This window comes from Pectobacterium sp. A5351 (genome assembly GCF_028335745.1).
Taxonomy (GTDB): Bacteria; Pseudomonadota; Gammaproteobacteria; order Enterobacterales; family Enterobacteriaceae; genus Pectobacterium.
The window spans coordinates 776,513-792,237 of sequence record NZ_CP116477.1 but is presented as its reverse complement, the minus strand read 5'-3'; the positions used below and the strand labels follow the sequence as shown (position 1 = coordinate 792,237).

Sequence of the window (15,725 nt, the reverse complement as noted above, 5' to 3'; positions counted from 1 at the left end):
GTTGAGAGAAACCGCCTGGCTACGCCCTTTCCACACATCCTTTACGTCTGCCATATCTTTTTAATTTTATCTCACCGCAACACAGATAACGTATTCTCTTTAGTTACACACACCACACCCAATGATGACTGATTTATCACCGACGAAGGCGGCGTAAGGAAAAGGACACCATGAGGTTGAAAAATATTTCTATTCGTACCGGCTTATTAACGTTATTGCTGTTAACCACCCTGTTGCTGCTTATCGTCAGCAGCATGGGCGTAGTCGCGATTAAGAAGGACAGAGAAACGCTGACCGCGCAAAACCAGATTCAGGGCATTGAACTGGGCAATCTGATGAGCGGCTATAACCAAACGCTCAGCGCACGCGCCTCGGCAACGCTCGCCGTCAGGAAAATCGAAATCGGCCTGCTAGACGACGGGGCGAAGGAAACTGGGGTCGTAGAGAAACACCTCAGCCAGTCGCAGGAAGACATTGACCGCGTGATCAAATCAGCCAATGCCGATCCGAAGCAGCAGGCGCTCGCGCAGGAGGTATTAAAAACCTATCAGGCTTATTTTCAACAGGGCATGACCCCAATGCTAAGCGCATTGCAAAAACAGTATACCGATGAATATTATGATGTTCTGGAAAAACATCTCGGTCCACTGAGTGAAGCTTTTGATTTATCGATCCAAAACTTTCGTCAGTATGCCCAACAACTATCCGAACAGGGTCTGGCACAGTCCGAACGTAACGAGAACATGATGCTATTGCTGATTGCCGTTGCCTGCCTGTTGTCTATCACGCTGGTTGCCTTAGCCTGGATCGCACTGCGACACATGCTGCTCAAACCGCTGGATTATGCCATTGAGCAACTGGAGCAGGTTGCCGCTGGTAACCTGACCCGTCGCCTGATTCAAGGTGGAGACAACGAACTGGGTAGACTCAACGATGCCATCGGCCGCATGCAGGGCGCGCTGCTGGAGTCGGTGAGCCAGGTGCGCGATGCCAGTACGCAAATCGATCTCGGCAGCCGCGAACTCTTTGAGGAGAACACCCAGCTTGCCCAACGCACCGAAGAATCCGTTGCTGCACTGGAACAGACGGCAGCGAGCATGGAGCAACTCAGCGCCACGGTGAAGCTCAATGCCGACCATGCCGAACTCGCGCACCAACTCGCCAACAACGTCTCGAACACCAGCAGCCGCAGCAACGAGTCCGTCTGTTATGTGATTGAGAAAATGCAGGAGATCGCCGTCAGCGCCAAGCGCATCAATGACATCCTCAGCGTCATTGACGGTATCGCGTTCCAGACCAATATTCTGGCGCTGAATGCCTCTGTCGAATCCGCCCGCGCCGGCGAGCAAGGCAGAGGTTTTGCCGTTGTCGCCGGAGAGGTACGTAATCTGGCGCAGCATAGTTCACAGGCGGCAAAAGAGATCCGTTCGCTGATTCTGGATTCCCAGACGCGCGTGTCAGAAGGGCTGGAATTAGCCTCTAAGGCGGGAGAAACTATGGATGAAGTCACCGACGAAATCATCCGTATTACGCAACTGATGCGAGATATTTCCACTGCTACGCAAGAGCAGCATCGCGGTATCGAGCAGGTTAACGTTGCCTTCACACAAATCGACAAAGTCGCTCAGCACAATGCACAGCTCGTCAAAGCCTCATCCGCGACTACGCAATCGCTGGAGCAGCAGTCTCAGCGGCTCATGAGATCGATGGCGCTGTTTCAGGTAGAGCCTCGCCTTTCCTAATCTGCTGGTGTATTACACCGCCTGTGGTCGGCCTCAGCGCTGACTGCAGGCCCCTCCCGTCAATCCACTACTTACGCCATCCTCTTTACAAGACGAATAAATAATCGAACAAGGCAGGAACCCTCTTCACGCTTAACGCACTTATTTTATAGGTATACTTTCAGATAATTTGAGTATTATTTTTTTACCGCTATTCTCTGTTTTTGTACATAAGCGTATAAATAGAGTGACAGCATAAAAGCGGCAAGAACAGCCGCATAAATATATTGAATAAAAAGACAATAAAAAAGCATCTTATTGGTGATTGTAATCATGCACCTCAGGTCATTAATTACACATTATCACAATATTTATTAACCTAATTAATAGCAGGCTATTTTATTAATTCGTTCCATTGATTTCCACGTAAAAAGGGGGGACTGCCGATCGCACAATAACACCACTGACGGCATCACGATAAAATGACACCTCTGACAACAGCGAATCAAGGATAAAGACAGAAAGAACATAGGCAGAGATAAACATGAATAATCAGTCAGTTGATTTGATTGCCAGGTTTGACAGTGAAGCCAAACTACACGCGCTTGATTCCATTTATGCCATTGCCGAATTCGATTTGGCGGGAAAACTGGTTGAGGCCAACCCTCTTTTTTGCAAAATGCTGGGCTATAAAAAAGAAGATATTATTCAGAAAAATCACACATTTTTCCTGCCAGAAGCACAGCGCCAAAAACACGATCATTTCTGGCATGATGTGGTGAAAGGAAATATCAACGCTGGCGAATTCCAACGCAAAACGCAAAAAGGAGAAATTATTTGGCTCCATGCTGCTTATACGCCAATTATCGATGACAAAGGCCGACGCATCGGCATCATAAAACTGGCAACAGATATTACGCAGGAAAAACTTCTCGTGTCAGAGCACCGCGCACGACTGGATGCGATTGAGAACTCGCAAGGCGTCATCGAGTTTGATAAAGACGGTTATATTACCCATATCAATAAACATTATCTGGTGCTGACAGGCTATGAGGAAAAGGAATTACTCGGTCAGCATCACAGGCTACTCTGCGATCCCGTTGATACCGAACAAGCAGACTACCAAACGTTTTGGGAAACCTTACATCGCGGCCACCCGATCAGTGGGCGCTTCCATCGGCTGGGCAAAGACAGCCATTCATATTGGATACAAGCGACCTACAGCCCCATCATGGATAGTGACGGTAATGTGAGGAAAATCATTAAATACGCTCACAACATTACGCAGAACGTCGAAACCGAAAAAAAAGCCCACCAACAAGGCATCATTCTCGATATCCTGCTATCCGTTCACGACAGCTTTCTGCTCGACCATAATCTGCCTTCCGCCTGTGATAAAGTCTTTGAACGACTGCTTGAAGTCACCAACAGCACCTTCGGCTTCATTGCCACGTTGCAGGAAGACGAAGACGGTCAGTCGCTCTACCTTCCCGCAATATCCAATCTTACCTGGGATGAAGATACGCTGGTCTGGTACAGAAACCAGCGTAGAACCCACGGCGGCCTGACGCTCCGTAAACTGGATAATCTGTTTGGTCACGTGGTGACCCACAATACGGTGGTATGCACCAATAACCTGCTGAGGCAAAAGGCTGGCCGGGCTCTTCCGCCCATCCATCCCGCGCTCTATTCCCTGCTGGGAATTCCTATCACCCACAACGGCAAAGCGATCGGAATGATCGCACTGGCTAACCGTCGAGAAGGCTATGATCAAACGATGATCGAGCTACTGGCTCCGCTGGTGAAAACGCTCGGCATCATCATTCACGCCCGTTCGCTGGAAGATGAGCGCGCACAGATAGAGGCATCCCTGCGCTTTAACGCGGGGCATGATTTTCTTACCGGCCTGCCCAATCGCAGCAGCTTCTTTGAGCAAGCCAACGCCTTTTTTCTGCACAAGCAGCAAAACCAGCAGACAGATAAAAGCTGTCTGGCGATTATTGATATCGATTTATTCAAAAGTATCAACGATCAATACGGCCATCTGGCTGGTGATGCCGTCCTCAAAGAGCTAGCGATGCTCATGCGTATGTCGCTGCGTCAGGAAGATCTGGTCGCCCGCCTTGGGGGAGAAGAGTTCATTATCCTGCTAAAAGATGTCCCTTATGAAACGGCAGTGATAACAATCGAGCGTATTCGTAAAGCAATTGAGCTACATACGCTGGAATACGATCGCCAAACTCTGCATTTCACGATCAGCGCAGGCATTACCGCTTACCACTCCGATCTTGCCTCCGTTGAGGACTGGATTCAGTTATCCGATGCAAACCTCTATGCGGCTAAACGACAGGGTCGTAACTGTGTGAAATAAGCCTATCCCTACAGCGCTGCTGGTAGCTTTGTTCGAACGTTTGCATTCCCGCAGCCGTTCCCGTTTGAATCAGGCCGGGAAGCTGGTGTGTTTTCCCCTCCCGAATCAGGTTGCTCACTGCCGCTGTCACCGTCAGTACTTCATAAAGCGCGATGCGGCCACCTTGTGTGGCTGGCAATAACTTTTGCGTCACCACAGCTTGCAAACAGGTGGCGAGCTGGCTGCGAACATAGGCTTTCTCTTCGCCGGGAAAGACGTCAATCAAACGATCGACCGCCTGAGAGGCACTGCGCGTATGCAGCGTGGATAACACCAGATGGCCGGTTTCCGCCGCCGTCAGCGCCAGGCGGATCGTCTCCGTATCACGCAATTCCCCCAACAGAATCACATCAGGATCTTCCCGCAATGTCGCCCGTAACGCCTGCGCAAAAGATGCGCTGTGCGTACCGATCTCCCGCTGTTGAATCAGGCAACGTCGGCTGGCATGGATAAATTCGATCGGATCCTCCAGCGTAATCACATGGCGATCGCTGCTGTCGTTTAACGCCCCGAGCATGGCTGCCAGCGTCGTGGACTTTCCACTCCCCGTCGCACCGGTAATCAGAATCAGCCCATTCGGTTTTTCCAGTAACGTCGATAGAATGGGTGGTGCCTGTAGCCCGTCCAATGAAGGCTGAGCAGACGGAATAATACGCAGCGCCGCAGACAGCCCTTGCCGCTGGCGAAACACATTCACCCGCAGACGTTGCCCATCAGCCAGCATTAACGCACCGTCCACTTGACCAAACTGCCGCAGTTGCTCTCGCTGCGCGGGTTCGAGCCAGGCATCGCACCATTGTGCCACCTGCTCCGGTGTTAAACGTGGTAAGGTATTTTCAGGCTGTAGCCGCCCATCCACACGCAATACTGGCGGATGCCCGCTACAAAGATGCAGATCCGAGGCATTATGTTTTACACTACGCGCTATCCACTCATCCAATTCCATAGATAACCTCCTGAACAACCATGACGACAATCCAGCAGAATCTACAGGACATCCGGCAGCAAATCGCCACCGCCGCTGCGCATTGCGCGCGAGCGCCAGAAGAAATTACGCTACTTGCAGTCAGTAAAACCAAACCTGTGAGCGCGATCGAAGAAGCCATCGCGGCAGGACAAAAGGCGTTTGGCGAGAACTACGTTCAGGAAGGCGTGGAGAAGATTCATTATTTCCAGGAAAACCATCCGACTACGCCGCTGGAATGGCACTTTATCGGCCCGTTACAGTCAAACAAAAGTCGGCTGGTGGCCGAGAATTTTGACTGGTTTCATACCGTAGATCGGCTGCGCATCGCGCAGCGTCTGAGTGAACAACGTCCGGCCACGTTGCCGCCGTTAAACGTGCTATTGCAGATTAATATCAGCAGTGAACCGAGCAAATCCGGCATTATGGTGGATGAACTCGCGGAGCTTGCCGCCAGCGTCGCCGCGTTACCTAATCTGCAACTGCGTGGCCTGATGGCGATTCCGGCACCGGAAACCGATTACGAACAGCAGTTGGCGGTTTTTAAACAAATGGCAACGCTGTTCCAAACGTTGTCCGCAACTTATCCGCATGTTGATACACTTTCTATGGGGATGACGGACGACATGCGCGCGGCGATTACCGCGGGCAGCACGCTGGTGCGCATTGGCACAGCAATCTTTGGCGCGCGCGACTATGCCGTAAAAGACTATGCCGCAAAAAGTGTATAACCACCCCATCAGCCAAAAGCGCATAAACCGCAGAGGCACGCCCTGAACGGCACGTCATCTTTGACAAACAGGTGAGCAACGAGGATGCAAATGCAGCAACGTAAAATAGCGTTTATTGGTGCCGGAAACATGGCGCAGGCCATTATCGCCGGATTAGTCAACGGCGGTTACCCCGCTCAACACATCAGCGTCTGCGCACCTTCGGGTAAGAACCGCGATGCGCTGGCTGCACAATACGGCGTGATCAGCAGTGCAGACAATGTCCGTTGCGCGCAGGAAGCGGACGTCATTGTGCTGGCCGTCAAACCGCAAATGATGGCGACAGTTTGCGAACCGCTGCATGAACACATCAATTTCACGGGTAAACTGGTACTCTCGATTGCAGCAGGCATCAGCATTGCCCGTTTTCAGGCGCTGCTGGGAGCGCCGCTTAATATCGTGCGGATTATGCCAAATACGCCGTCTCTGGTCGGAAAAGGCATGAGCGGAATGTATGCTCCCGCGTCCGTCAGTCAGGCAGATAAAGACTTCACCGCACAGTTGATGCAAAGCGTCGGTAAGATTTGCTGGGTGGATAGCGAACCGGGCATTAACGGCGTGATCGCCGCGGCAGGCAGTGCCCCCGCCTATTTCTTTCTGTTTATGGAAGCGATGCAGCAGGAAGCCATCCGTCAGGGATTCAGCCCGGAAACCGCTCGCCTGCTGGTGCAGCAGGCCGCGTCAGGTGCTGCCGCGCTGGTTGAAGCCAATCCCGATACGCCGCTGTCAACGCTACGGGAAAATGTCACCTCCAAGGGCGGCACGACGGCAGAAGCGCTGCGGGTATTTAACGAACAACAGTTGACGCAAACCGTGGCTGAGGCCATGCAGGCGGCAATTGCTCGCGCACAGGAAATGGAAACGCTTTTTTAACCAAAGCGAGTTCCCCGATTCTTTATCTTATAAGGAAAAGACGTACTTATGCTCACCCTGACTTTTCTGGTCAAAACGCTGGTTGACCTCTATGTAATGGTCCTGTTGCTGCGCATCTGGATGCAGTGGTCACGTAGCGATTTCTATAACCCGCTGTCGCAGTTTGTCGTCAAAATCACCCAGCCGATTGTCGGGCCGCTGCGCCGCATTCTGCCATCGTTAGGGCCGATTGACAGCGCCTCGCTGTTGCTGGCCTTTATTCTGACGACGATCAAATACCCGCTACTGCTTTTGATTCAGGTTGGCGCGATTTCCCTCAGCCCAATGAACCTGCTGGTCGGGCTGATTTCGCTGATTAAATCCGCAGGCTATCTGGTCTTCTGGGTCATCATCATCCGTTCCATCATGAGCTGGGTTAGTCAGGGCCGTAGCCCTATTGAGTATCTGCTGCATCAGTTGACTGAACCGCTCATGGCGCCGCTCCGTCGCATTATTCCGGTCATGGGCGGCATTGATTTCTCTGCGATGGCCGTGATTCTGATTCTGTATATGCTCAACTATCTGGGCATGGACCTGTTCCCGGGGCTGTGGTTCCTGCTGTGAGTGCCATTACCCGCCACGGCGATGCGCTGGTGATTCGGCTGTATATTCAGCCGAAAGCCAGTCGGGATCAGATCGTGGGTTTGCATGGCGACGAGCTAAAAGTCGCCATTACCGCACCACCGGTGGATGGGCAGGCCAATGCCCATCTGACCAAATTTCTCGCCAAACAGTTTCGGGTCGCCAAGAGTCTGGTCGTGATTGAAAAAGGCGAACTCGGGCGGCATAAACAGATTAGAATTACCCATCCGCAACACATCCCGACTGACGTCGCGGACTTCATTGAATAAACACGATTGAATAAACACGCAGGACAAGACGATGCAAAAAGTGGTTTTGGCTACCGGAAACCCCGGTAAAGTGCGCGAGCTCGCCAGCTTGCTGGCCGATTTCGGTCTGAATATTGTGGCTCAGACTGAGCTAGGTGTGGATTCCGCCGAAGAAACCGGTCTGACTTTCATCGAAAATGCCATCCTGAAAGCACGTCATGCGGCGCAAATCACGGGGCTACCGGCGATTGCCGATGATTCCGGTCTGGCTGTTGATGCACTGGGCGGCGCGCCGGGCATTTACTCGGCCCGCTACGCGGGTGTGGATGCCAGCGACCAGCAAAATCTGGATAAGCTGCTGCTGGCGCTAAAAGATGTGCCGGACGAACAGCGTCGCGCCAGCTTCCACTGCGTGCTGGTTTACCTGCGCCACGCGGAAGACCCGACGCCGATTGTCTGCCACGGTAGCTGGCAAGGTGTACTGACGCATGAAGCCGCAGGCAGCGGCGGTTTTGGCTATGACCCCATCTTCTTCGTGCCTGAGCTGGGTAAAACAGCCGCAGAGCTGACGCGTGAAGAGAAGAACGCACAGTCTCACCGTGGTCAGGCGCTGCGCTTGCTGCTGGATGCGTTACGCAATGCTTAAGCTCCCCCCGCTCAGCCTGTACATCCATATTCCGTGGTGCGTACAAAAATGTCCGTACTGCGATTTCAACTCTCACGCGCTGAAAGGCGACGTGCCGCATCAGGAATATGTCGATCACCTGCTGGCGGATCTGGACGCCGATTTGCCGTTAGCGAGCGGTCGTGCGCTACATTCGATCTTCATCGGCGGCGGTACGCCCAGCCTGTTGAGTGCGGAAGCGATGCAGGCGCTGCTCGACGGCGTTCGGGCAAGAATTCCGCTGACGCCGGATGCCGAAATTACGATGGAAGCCAATCCCGGAACGGTTGAAGCTGACCGCTTCAGTGGCTATCAGCGTGCAGGCATAAACCGAATATCTATTGGCGTGCAGAGTTTCGATCCGCAAAAGCTGACGCGCTTAGGGCGTATTCACGGCCCGGACGAAGCCAAGCGTGCCGCGCATCTGGCGACCGGTCTGGGCTTACGCAGCTTTAATCTGGACCTGATGCACGGCTTGCCGGATCAATCGTTGGACGAAGCGCTGGACGATCTGCGTCAGGCCATCGCGCTCAATCCGCCGCATTTATCGTGGTATCAGCTCACCATCGAACCCAATACGCTGTTCAGCTCGCGTCCGCCGACGCTGCCGGACGACGACGCGCTGTGGGACATCTACGAGCAGGGTCACGCGTTACTGAGCGCCGCGGGTTACCAGCAGTATGAAACCTCCGCCTATGCCAAACCGGGCTACCAGTGTCAGCACAACCTGAACTACTGGCGCTTCGGTGATTATTTGGGAGTTGGCTGTGGCGCGCACGGCAAGCTGACGTTCAGCGACGGCCGCATTCTGCGCACGGTCAAAGTCCGCCATCCGCGTGGCTATATGCAGGGCACCTATCTGGATAAACAACACGACGTCGCTAACGACGATCGGCCATTTGAGTTCTTCATGAACCGCTTTCGCCTGCTGGAAGCCGCGCCACGCGAGGATTTCACCGCGTATACCGGTCTGGAAGAACATAGCATCCGCCCACAGTTGGATCTGGCGCTGGCGCAAGGCTATCTGACAGAAACCGCCACGCACTGGCAAATCACCGAACACGGCAAACTGTTCCTGAATTCCCTGCTGGAACTGTTTCTGGCAGAAGAAGAGTAATCATTCCGTGGGCAGGTTTTTGATAAACCTGCCCATTGCTTCCCACCCTATCTCCCCCTTTTGCAATGCTTACAAACCTTATTTCGAGCAGCCTCCCTTTTTCATCACGCGCCGTTTGCCCACAGCGTGAAAATCCTTTTTCCTTGTGCTGGACGACGATGTCATCGTTAAGTACGCTACAGGCTTCTGATAAGAACAAATCTTACATCTGAGTACCGGAGGCATGATGGCCAGAACCATGACAATTGACCTTGGAGATGAACTTCGCCATTACGTGGAATCGCTGGTGGAATCGGGCGATTACCGCACACAAAGTGAAGTCATTCGGGAAGCGCTGAGAATGCTACGGGAAAAACAGGCGGAGTCAGACCTGCAAACGCTGCGTCAGTTAATCGCTGAAGGGATAAACAGCGGAGCGCCACAGGAGTGGAATAAAGATGAATTCTTGCAAAAAATCAGAAACAGGACGCGAACGGCCACCCGATAAAATCAAGCTAACGCCGCTGGCGCAACGCGATCTGGAAGCGATTTACCTCTACGGTTTGCTGCATTTTAATCAGGAAAGGGCTGAAGCCTATCTGGAAACTATCGAGCACGCATTTATCGCTATCAGGCACAACAAGATAGGGATCGAACGTAAAGAGCTTGCGACAGGCTGGTGTTTTTTGTTGGTGTTTACGGGAGTGAGAGAGGGCGGCAGCGCTTGTTTTGTGACCCTAGTGTGACTACAATTTAAAGCAACGCTATAAAATAGGAGGTTTCAAAATGGCGACAGAAACTTATGTAAGGGCGAAGATTGACCCTAAAACAAAGGCGCTTGCAACGGTTGCGCTTGAATCTATGGGGTTAACGGTGAGTGATGCTATTCGATTATTAATGGTGCAAGTTGCAGAGAAAAATGAGCTACCTTTTAAAGTTAAGGGGGCTAATTATATAAATGCACGACGCACGAAGGCTGCAATTAATCAGCTTGAACATGGAAGGGGGAAGCAGTTTGATAATGTTGCGGCTCTGATGGATGATCTGAATAATGACGAGGAAGATTGAGCGTTCAACAGAGTTTAAAAAAGACTACAAGCGCGAAAAGAAAGGGCGGCACTGTAGAACCGTTGAGGCTGATTTGTTGGTACTATTAAATATACTGGCAAATGATTTACCCATATCGGCTAACTACGTTGACCATCCATTGAGAGGAAATTGGCGTAGCTTCCGAGATTGTCATTTATATCCAGATTTAATTTTAATTTATAAAAAGATCAATAATGAAGAAGACGACTCTGGTATTTTAAAGTTGGCTCGCCTTGGTTCACATAGTGAATTATTTTGATGGAATGAAGTGTGGGTTCTGATGATGAAACGTATAACAACGATCGTAGTGGCGTTGCTGGTCACAGCAACATTGAGCGGCTGTAACACCACGCGCGGCTTTGGCCAGGATGTGCAAAAGCTCGGTAGCACCATTTCTCACGCAGCCAGCTAACTCACCGCCAGACAAAAAAACCGGCCATACGTTAGCCGGTTTTTTTGTTTAAGCCACAATCCCAATAACTTCCGATGCACACTCAATACTCTTCAGAACGCCGACAGCATATCAATATGCGGGATGCCGTCTTCATCGTATACCTCGCCTGTCGCCACAAAGCCAAACGCATGTACCGCGCCGATTTTTTTTGCACAGAATTGCAAATAATTCCGCACAGCCTATAGTCTAGGATTACCGAAGGTTTTGCATTGTGCAATATGAATCATGAGGCATGGTATGGGTGACTATAAAATTAGTACAGGTCGTTACGCCCGACTAACACCACTCCCGAACAATGTGTACACGTTGAAAATACATGGGGAGAATGTGCGATCAACTCTAGCAACTCCAATTGGAGGGAATCGCACTGAACTTCTTAACATAACTACAAAATATAGCCCGCTAACGCCAGATGAACGCAGCGGACTATCCGAATACTTAATGCAGCAAGGTGTTCCAGGCTAATTATTCAGGCTGAACAGGCCATTCGATATCAGCAGCACTCACATCAATACGACTCAGCAGCACCGCGTATGTCTGCCACGCCGTCAGCGCTGTTTTCTCTGCATCTGTAGCAATGTCCAGATTTACCGCATAGGTCAGTTCATTGATGCGCGATGTTGCAGCGGTTTTGCGTGTTGCCAGTTCCTGCTGTGCCGTTTTGATGGCGGCGGCGGCTTGCGCGTCTTTGTCAATCACCCACTTTTTCCCGTTCCAGACATCAAACTCTGACGCAGGTTTCAGCAGCGTGACGTTATCCGGCAGTTCACCGAACAGCGTAACGAGCTGCGCCTGTCTCGTGTCGGTGTGGTAAACCGTCTGGCCGCGATAGTCTGGCACCTGTTCCCATGATTGACCGTCTGCACTACGGCGCAAGGCTCGGCCGACAGGCGGCAATTGCGGTTCGTCTGCGTAGCTGTCAGCAGGCAAGCCAACGCCTTGCATGACGTACTCGTAGCTCGCTGACTGGTATTCGCGTGTTTCAGGGTTAACGTGATAAACCGTAATCCAGCCCGCGTTGATTGCTAATCCGCGTTCGTTCAGTTCTGCGTTTTTAATTTGTGTTGAATAGTTGCTCATTATGCGGCTCTCACGATGTAGTTAAAGGCGATGTTGCGGGGGCGGGTTTCATCTCCACCCGTTTCGGCGGTCGGCCACGTAAATATTGTTGGTTCGATAATGTTTCCCCCATTCGCGATATGGTCATTTAACGCACCACTTTCTGCATACATTTGCCAGTTCGTCGCGTGCGAGTGCGATTTGAACATATCCGATTGCGCTGACAGTAACGCACGCCCCGCATCAACGCCGCGCCCATCATCCCAGCCGCGAACGAATTCGCCGCGTAAATCAGGCAGGAAACCGCTCGGATAACGGGATGCAAGAACAGGGTATTGCACTGTGTCGAACTGTTGACCGTTGCATTTTAGCCAGCCCGCTGGCGCTACTGCGCCAGGGAACAACTGCGGCATTCCAACCAACTCAGATGTAGGCATTGCGCCGATTGTTGACGGGGTGAGGTTTCCTGAATGATATAACTTGACTGCACCTAACCATCCATTACTCGTCTTTTTACGTAACGTAAAATAGTCATACGAACCGCCCGTCATATCTTCATCAGCAAGAATCCACCCCCAATCATGCCCATCATGCCCACCCCCAGAGCGGTGGCGTACTGATAAAAACGATGCCCAGCCAGACCCTTCAAATTCAACTGAACCACATAAATTATTTCCAGAGCGGTCACATACATAGAGCCAGTCAGCAATAGTCGCAAACTTGGTCGTTATTGCGTTTCCGACAGCACCCGTTTCCATGCCGCTGCCGCCGTACTCCTTGCGCAGCGGTAACGTAAAGTCACCTTCAGTCCAGACCCTTGCAGAATTCACAAGAAGTTTACTAGCGGTGATATTCAGCAGTGATAAGGATTCGCCAGGTGCAGGCGGCGGGGCAGCAATACGGACGTTATAGTCAGTGCTTTGTTTTCCATCTGTATGAAAATCAACATAACAATATGATGGGGTGCCGTTCGTTCCGCCGTACTCAATGACATAATCACCATTTACATTAGGTTCATTGATTTCAATGATTCGAGTCGGGATGCGAGTCGTGCTGGCATGAGATACAACAGGCGTTACCCAGCCTTGCCAATTGCCATTACTCAATACAACACATGCTGTTCGGGACGGATTTGTCACATCGACAATGCTCAGTACGCCGAACCCGTCAGCCGATGATTTCCATTCAATAATGCTGGGACCAAAACCAGCAGGTAACCCCGTCACGTTAGCGGAATCACATTGATATAAGTCTGACGGGCGATTTACCTTAAAATAGTCCTGAATATTGGCGCCGCTTAATTGCACGGCTTTTCCGCCCCATGCCGATTCAATTATTCCGATGTTTTTACGGAACAATGCAGAATTTGTGATATCTGCGCCGTTCTGGTCTTTCGCTAATGCGCCAACATCACCAGCATTTAGAGTGATATCAGCAGACAACGCCTTGCCGTTAACTGTGCGGGTCGATGGCACACGGTCATTCATGTTCGAGTTTGTTGCAAACGTCGCTTTTAATGCCGTTAATAGCTGATCGGTTTTATTCGAATCAACAGTAATACCGGCATCGGCTAATACAGAAATAATCTCAGCCTGTGAATTCCTGATTGCGGCTTGCACGTTATTCATAAATAACGCGGTGACAATCGTTCCCAATTCACCTGTTAACGGATTGCCATCATGAAATACATTATCCGGTGTGTTCACCGGAGGCATTGGGTTTTGCATAATCAGATTTCCTGATACGAGAAATAACAAAATGTGTGGGCTGGTTTCAGGTCATTGAATACCGACTCAATAACCGTGTCGCCAAATGACAGCAGGCGCTCTCCGACTGCCGATAACCCCGTCCTAAAATGGTATTTTTTGACCTGTGTTCCGGTGACATTGACCCGCCACGCCCACATCACGTCGTGATGCATGATTTGCTCACCGCAGCGGCTTACTCCCGTGCGGAACGGTCGCAGCTCATCAATCGTTATCGTGTAGCCGAGTCGTGATGCCAGGCGAATAAAGTACGGAATACTCAACCCGCCCGTTTCTGCGAGCTTTATCAGTACATTACCGAGCCGCTGCTGATAGCTGCTCTCAGCAAGCGGGGTGATAGCCAGAACACGTTCCCAGTCTGTCAGCAGGCTTTGTGCTGCGACGGGCGTGATACCGCCGAGCACACGTTCAGCCAGTAGCTTTGCGGCATCCAGCGCGTTCCCTTCGGCTTCCAGCTCTGCGGCAATAGCCGGCTGCGTCGCATCATATGAGACTGGCGGCAATAACAGGCCGAGTAATGTTTTTGAATCACTCATAGCAGCGACACCGTAATATTGGCAATTCGCAGCCACTCGACTTTATTTTCATCCGCTGCCGGATAGATATTTGCCGCAGGGGAAATAATATTTCGGTCAGTCACGCCTGATAATTGCGAAATAATCATTTCGGCCTGGCTACGAATAAATGGCTCACCCGGTGCCAGCGTATTGATATAGTCCGTCAGCGCGGTATTAATCGCTGTCGTTGCCTCAATCAGTGACACGCCAGACAGCGAGACTTTCACGTCAATATCGAAATTTTTGATTGTCGGGCCGATTACCATCGTGTTTTTTGCCGTGACCGGGCGCACATCATCAATGTACGTCTGCACCGCATTAATGATTTCGTCACTCGGCAGGCCGTTCGCGGACGTGATAACCACATCAACCGTTCCCAGGCCACGCCGCAGCGGGTAGACATATGCAGAGGTAACGCCGGTAATGCTCAGCGCCCAGCGCTTGTAATCGTACTTATTCCCGCCCGCCGGGGGGCGACGGATCAACTCAAGCAGACGCGCCAGCATTTCAGCGTCAGTCTCTTTGTCCGTTCCGCCGCCCAGCAGACCGATGCTCACCGTGCTGTCATAGCCGACTGGCGCACTGGAGAACGTCCCGGATGCAATCGCGGTAGTGTTACCCGCCGCACCGGATGCGGATGAAATAACAGGAATGATCGCCTTGCCGTCGGCCCCCACCGTGCCAATCGCAGTAGTCGTGAATGACAGGCTGCCGCGATTGATTATCTGCCCGACGGGACAGACCGCGCCGACTTCGCCGGTCGCCGTAATTTCACCTGTGGCCGTAGTGGCCGCTTTACGTGAAATATCACGTAACCGGCAGTGCATTTCTAGAAACTCAGTGTCGGCCGTGTCGGGGAAAATCTGCCGGACAATCCAACCCTGATGCTGATAAATGCCGGTTACAGCACTAGCTACCGACGATGCACGGACATAAAAATCACTGTCAGCGCTAATGTCAGCATCCGGGCGCAGGTTTTGCAGGTCACGCAATAAACGACTACGGGTTTCATCGAACGATGGGGTGATATGCGGCATTAGCTTACTCTCACCGGATGTCTAAACGTTTGTGTTTGCTGCGCGGCCGTTGTGACTTCGATTTGCAACACGACCCAACCTGGATTACCCGCCGATGCAGAAACGGAAACAGCCGATGCACGGCCATCGTCAACAATCGGCTGCAATGCTTCGGCGGCGTACTGCTGCGCCAGCTTATGCACCCGCGCAACGTCTTTTTCACGCGCTAATAGATGCAGCTTTGAACCTAATGACGGGTCAGCCCAGTACGCGCCTAATGGCGTCATCAGGCGCAGATAAACGGCATTGGCTAATGTCGTTGTCATCGTGCCGGTGTAATCGCCGGTTGTCGGGTTCAGTAAATTATCCATGCAGCCAGAATGGCAGCATGGGAGGCAATGAATAAGAGGAAGGGGT

At 51.7% G+C, this 15,725-nt stretch carries 19 protein-coding genes; 13 read left to right on the top strand and 6 right to left on the bottom strand.

Annotation, left to right across the window (positions count from 1 at the left end; genetic code table 11):
• Positions 1-170: 170 nt before the first annotated feature.
• Together O1Q74_RS03815 and O1Q74_RS03810 are read left to right on the top strand one after the other, a co-directional pair.
• On the top strand, positions 171-1,742 hold the full coding sequence (locus tag O1Q74_RS03815) for a methyl-accepting chemotaxis protein (protein WP_271876201.1): 1,572 nt from the start codon (positions 171-173) through the stop codon (positions 1,740-1,742).
• A 523-nt stretch (positions 1,743-2,265) separates the two neighbouring features.
• The gene (locus O1Q74_RS03810; protein ID WP_271876200.1) at positions 2,266-4,092 is read left to right on the top strand and encodes a sensor domain-containing diguanylate cyclase; all 1,827 of its coding nucleotides are present in this window, start codon (positions 2,266-2,268) and stop codon (positions 4,090-4,092) included.
• Here O1Q74_RS03810 and O1Q74_RS03805 read toward each other — a convergent pair.
• Complete coding sequence (locus O1Q74_RS03805; protein WP_271876199.1) at positions 4,061-5,077, bottom strand: type IV pilus twitching motility protein PilT; 1,017 nt, start codon at positions 5,075-5,077, stop codon at positions 4,061-4,063. The genes O1Q74_RS03810 and O1Q74_RS03805 overlap by 32 nt on opposite strands.
• Positions 5,078-5,097: 20 nt before the next feature.
• Here O1Q74_RS03805 and O1Q74_RS03800 point away from each other — a divergent pair, with 20 nt between their 5' ends.
• The 11 genes from O1Q74_RS03800 to O1Q74_RS03750 all read left to right on the top strand — a co-directional run bounded on the left by O1Q74_RS03800 (position 5,098) and on the right by O1Q74_RS03750 (position 10,868).
• Positions 5,098-5,826: a YggS family pyridoxal phosphate-dependent enzyme gene (locus O1Q74_RS03800; RefSeq protein WP_271876198.1), complete on the top strand. Its 729-nt coding sequence runs from the start codon at positions 5,098-5,100 to the stop codon at positions 5,824-5,826.
• Positions 5,827-5,916: 90 nt separating this feature from the next.
• Complete coding sequence (gene proC, locus O1Q74_RS03795) at positions 5,917-6,738, top strand: pyrroline-5-carboxylate reductase (protein WP_271876197.1); 822 nt, start codon at positions 5,917-5,919, stop codon at positions 6,736-6,738.
• 48 nt (positions 6,739-6,786) lie between these two features.
• On the top strand, positions 6,787-7,341 hold the full coding sequence (locus O1Q74_RS03790) for a YggT family protein (protein ID WP_010295003.1): 555 nt from the start codon (positions 6,787-6,789) through the stop codon (positions 7,339-7,341).
• The gene (yggU, locus tag O1Q74_RS03785; protein WP_271876196.1) at positions 7,338-7,628 is read left to right on the top strand and encodes a DUF167 family protein YggU; all 291 of its coding nucleotides are present in this window, start codon (positions 7,338-7,340) and stop codon (positions 7,626-7,628) included. The genes O1Q74_RS03790 and yggU overlap by 4 nt, the downstream gene beginning before the upstream one ends.
• A 31-nt stretch (positions 7,629-7,659) precedes the next feature.
• Positions 7,660-8,253: an XTP/dITP diphosphatase gene (locus O1Q74_RS03780; RefSeq protein WP_271876195.1), complete on the top strand. Its 594-nt coding sequence runs from the start codon at positions 7,660-7,662 to the stop codon at positions 8,251-8,253.
• Complete coding sequence (gene hemW, locus O1Q74_RS03775; RefSeq protein ID WP_271876194.1) at positions 8,246-9,388, top strand: radical SAM family heme chaperone HemW; 1,143 nt, start codon at positions 8,246-8,248, stop codon at positions 9,386-9,388. Before O1Q74_RS03780 ends, hemW begins: the two co-directional genes overlap by 8 nt.
• 226 nt (positions 9,389-9,614) lie before the next feature.
• Positions 9,615-9,875: a type II toxin-antitoxin system ParD family antitoxin gene (locus O1Q74_RS03770; protein ID WP_271876193.1), complete on the top strand. Its 261-nt coding sequence runs from the start codon at positions 9,615-9,617 to the stop codon at positions 9,873-9,875.
• Positions 9,826-10,113: a type II toxin-antitoxin system RelE/ParE family toxin gene (locus O1Q74_RS03765; RefSeq protein WP_271876192.1), complete on the top strand. Its 288-nt coding sequence runs from the start codon at positions 9,826-9,828 to the stop codon at positions 10,111-10,113. Before O1Q74_RS03770 ends, O1Q74_RS03765 begins: the two co-directional genes overlap by 50 nt.
• A 40-nt stretch (positions 10,114-10,153) precedes the next feature.
• Complete coding sequence (locus O1Q74_RS03760) at positions 10,154-10,435, top strand: type II toxin-antitoxin system RelB/DinJ family antitoxin (RefSeq protein WP_271876191.1); 282 nt, start codon at positions 10,154-10,156, stop codon at positions 10,433-10,435.
• A complete protein-coding gene (locus O1Q74_RS03755; RefSeq protein ID WP_271876190.1) occupies positions 10,419-10,715 on the top strand; it encodes a type II toxin-antitoxin system YafQ family toxin in 297 nt (98 codons plus the stop codon). Before O1Q74_RS03760 ends, O1Q74_RS03755 begins: the two co-directional genes overlap by 17 nt.
• 24 nt (positions 10,716-10,739) lie before the next feature.
• Positions 10,740-10,868, top strand: a complete 129-nt coding sequence (locus O1Q74_RS03750; protein WP_225088216.1) for an entericidin A/B family lipoprotein — start codon at positions 10,740-10,742, stop codon at positions 10,866-10,868.
• Positions 10,869-11,375: 507 nt separating this feature from the next.
• On the opposite strand, the gene O1Q74_RS03745 is transcribed toward O1Q74_RS03750, so the two are convergent.
• The 5 genes from O1Q74_RS03745 to O1Q74_RS03725 are packed head-to-tail and all read right to left on the bottom strand — an operon-like array spanning position 11,376 to position 15,679.
• Positions 11,376-11,990: a tail fiber assembly protein gene (locus tag O1Q74_RS03745; RefSeq protein WP_271876189.1), complete on the bottom strand. Its 615-nt coding sequence runs from the start codon at positions 11,988-11,990 to the stop codon at positions 11,376-11,378.
• A complete protein-coding gene (locus O1Q74_RS03740) occupies positions 11,990-13,696 on the bottom strand; it encodes a phage tail protein (RefSeq protein WP_271876188.1) in 1,707 nt (568 codons plus the stop codon). Before O1Q74_RS03740 ends, O1Q74_RS03745 begins: the two co-directional genes overlap by 1 nt.
• A gap of 2 nt (positions 13,697-13,698) precedes the next feature.
• A complete protein-coding gene (locus O1Q74_RS03735; protein ID WP_271876187.1) occupies positions 13,699-14,271 on the bottom strand; it encodes a YmfQ family protein in 573 nt (190 codons plus the stop codon).
• Complete coding sequence (locus tag O1Q74_RS03730) at positions 14,268-15,329, bottom strand: baseplate J/gp47 family protein (protein ID WP_271876185.1); 1,062 nt, start codon at positions 15,327-15,329, stop codon at positions 14,268-14,270. The genes O1Q74_RS03735 and O1Q74_RS03730 overlap by 4 nt, the downstream gene beginning before the upstream one ends.
• Complete coding sequence (locus O1Q74_RS03725) at positions 15,329-15,679, bottom strand: phage GP46 family protein (RefSeq protein WP_271876183.1); 351 nt, start codon at positions 15,677-15,679, stop codon at positions 15,329-15,331. The genes O1Q74_RS03730 and O1Q74_RS03725 overlap by 1 nt, the downstream gene beginning before the upstream one ends.
• Between the last annotated feature and the right edge of the window lie 46 nt (positions 15,680-15,725).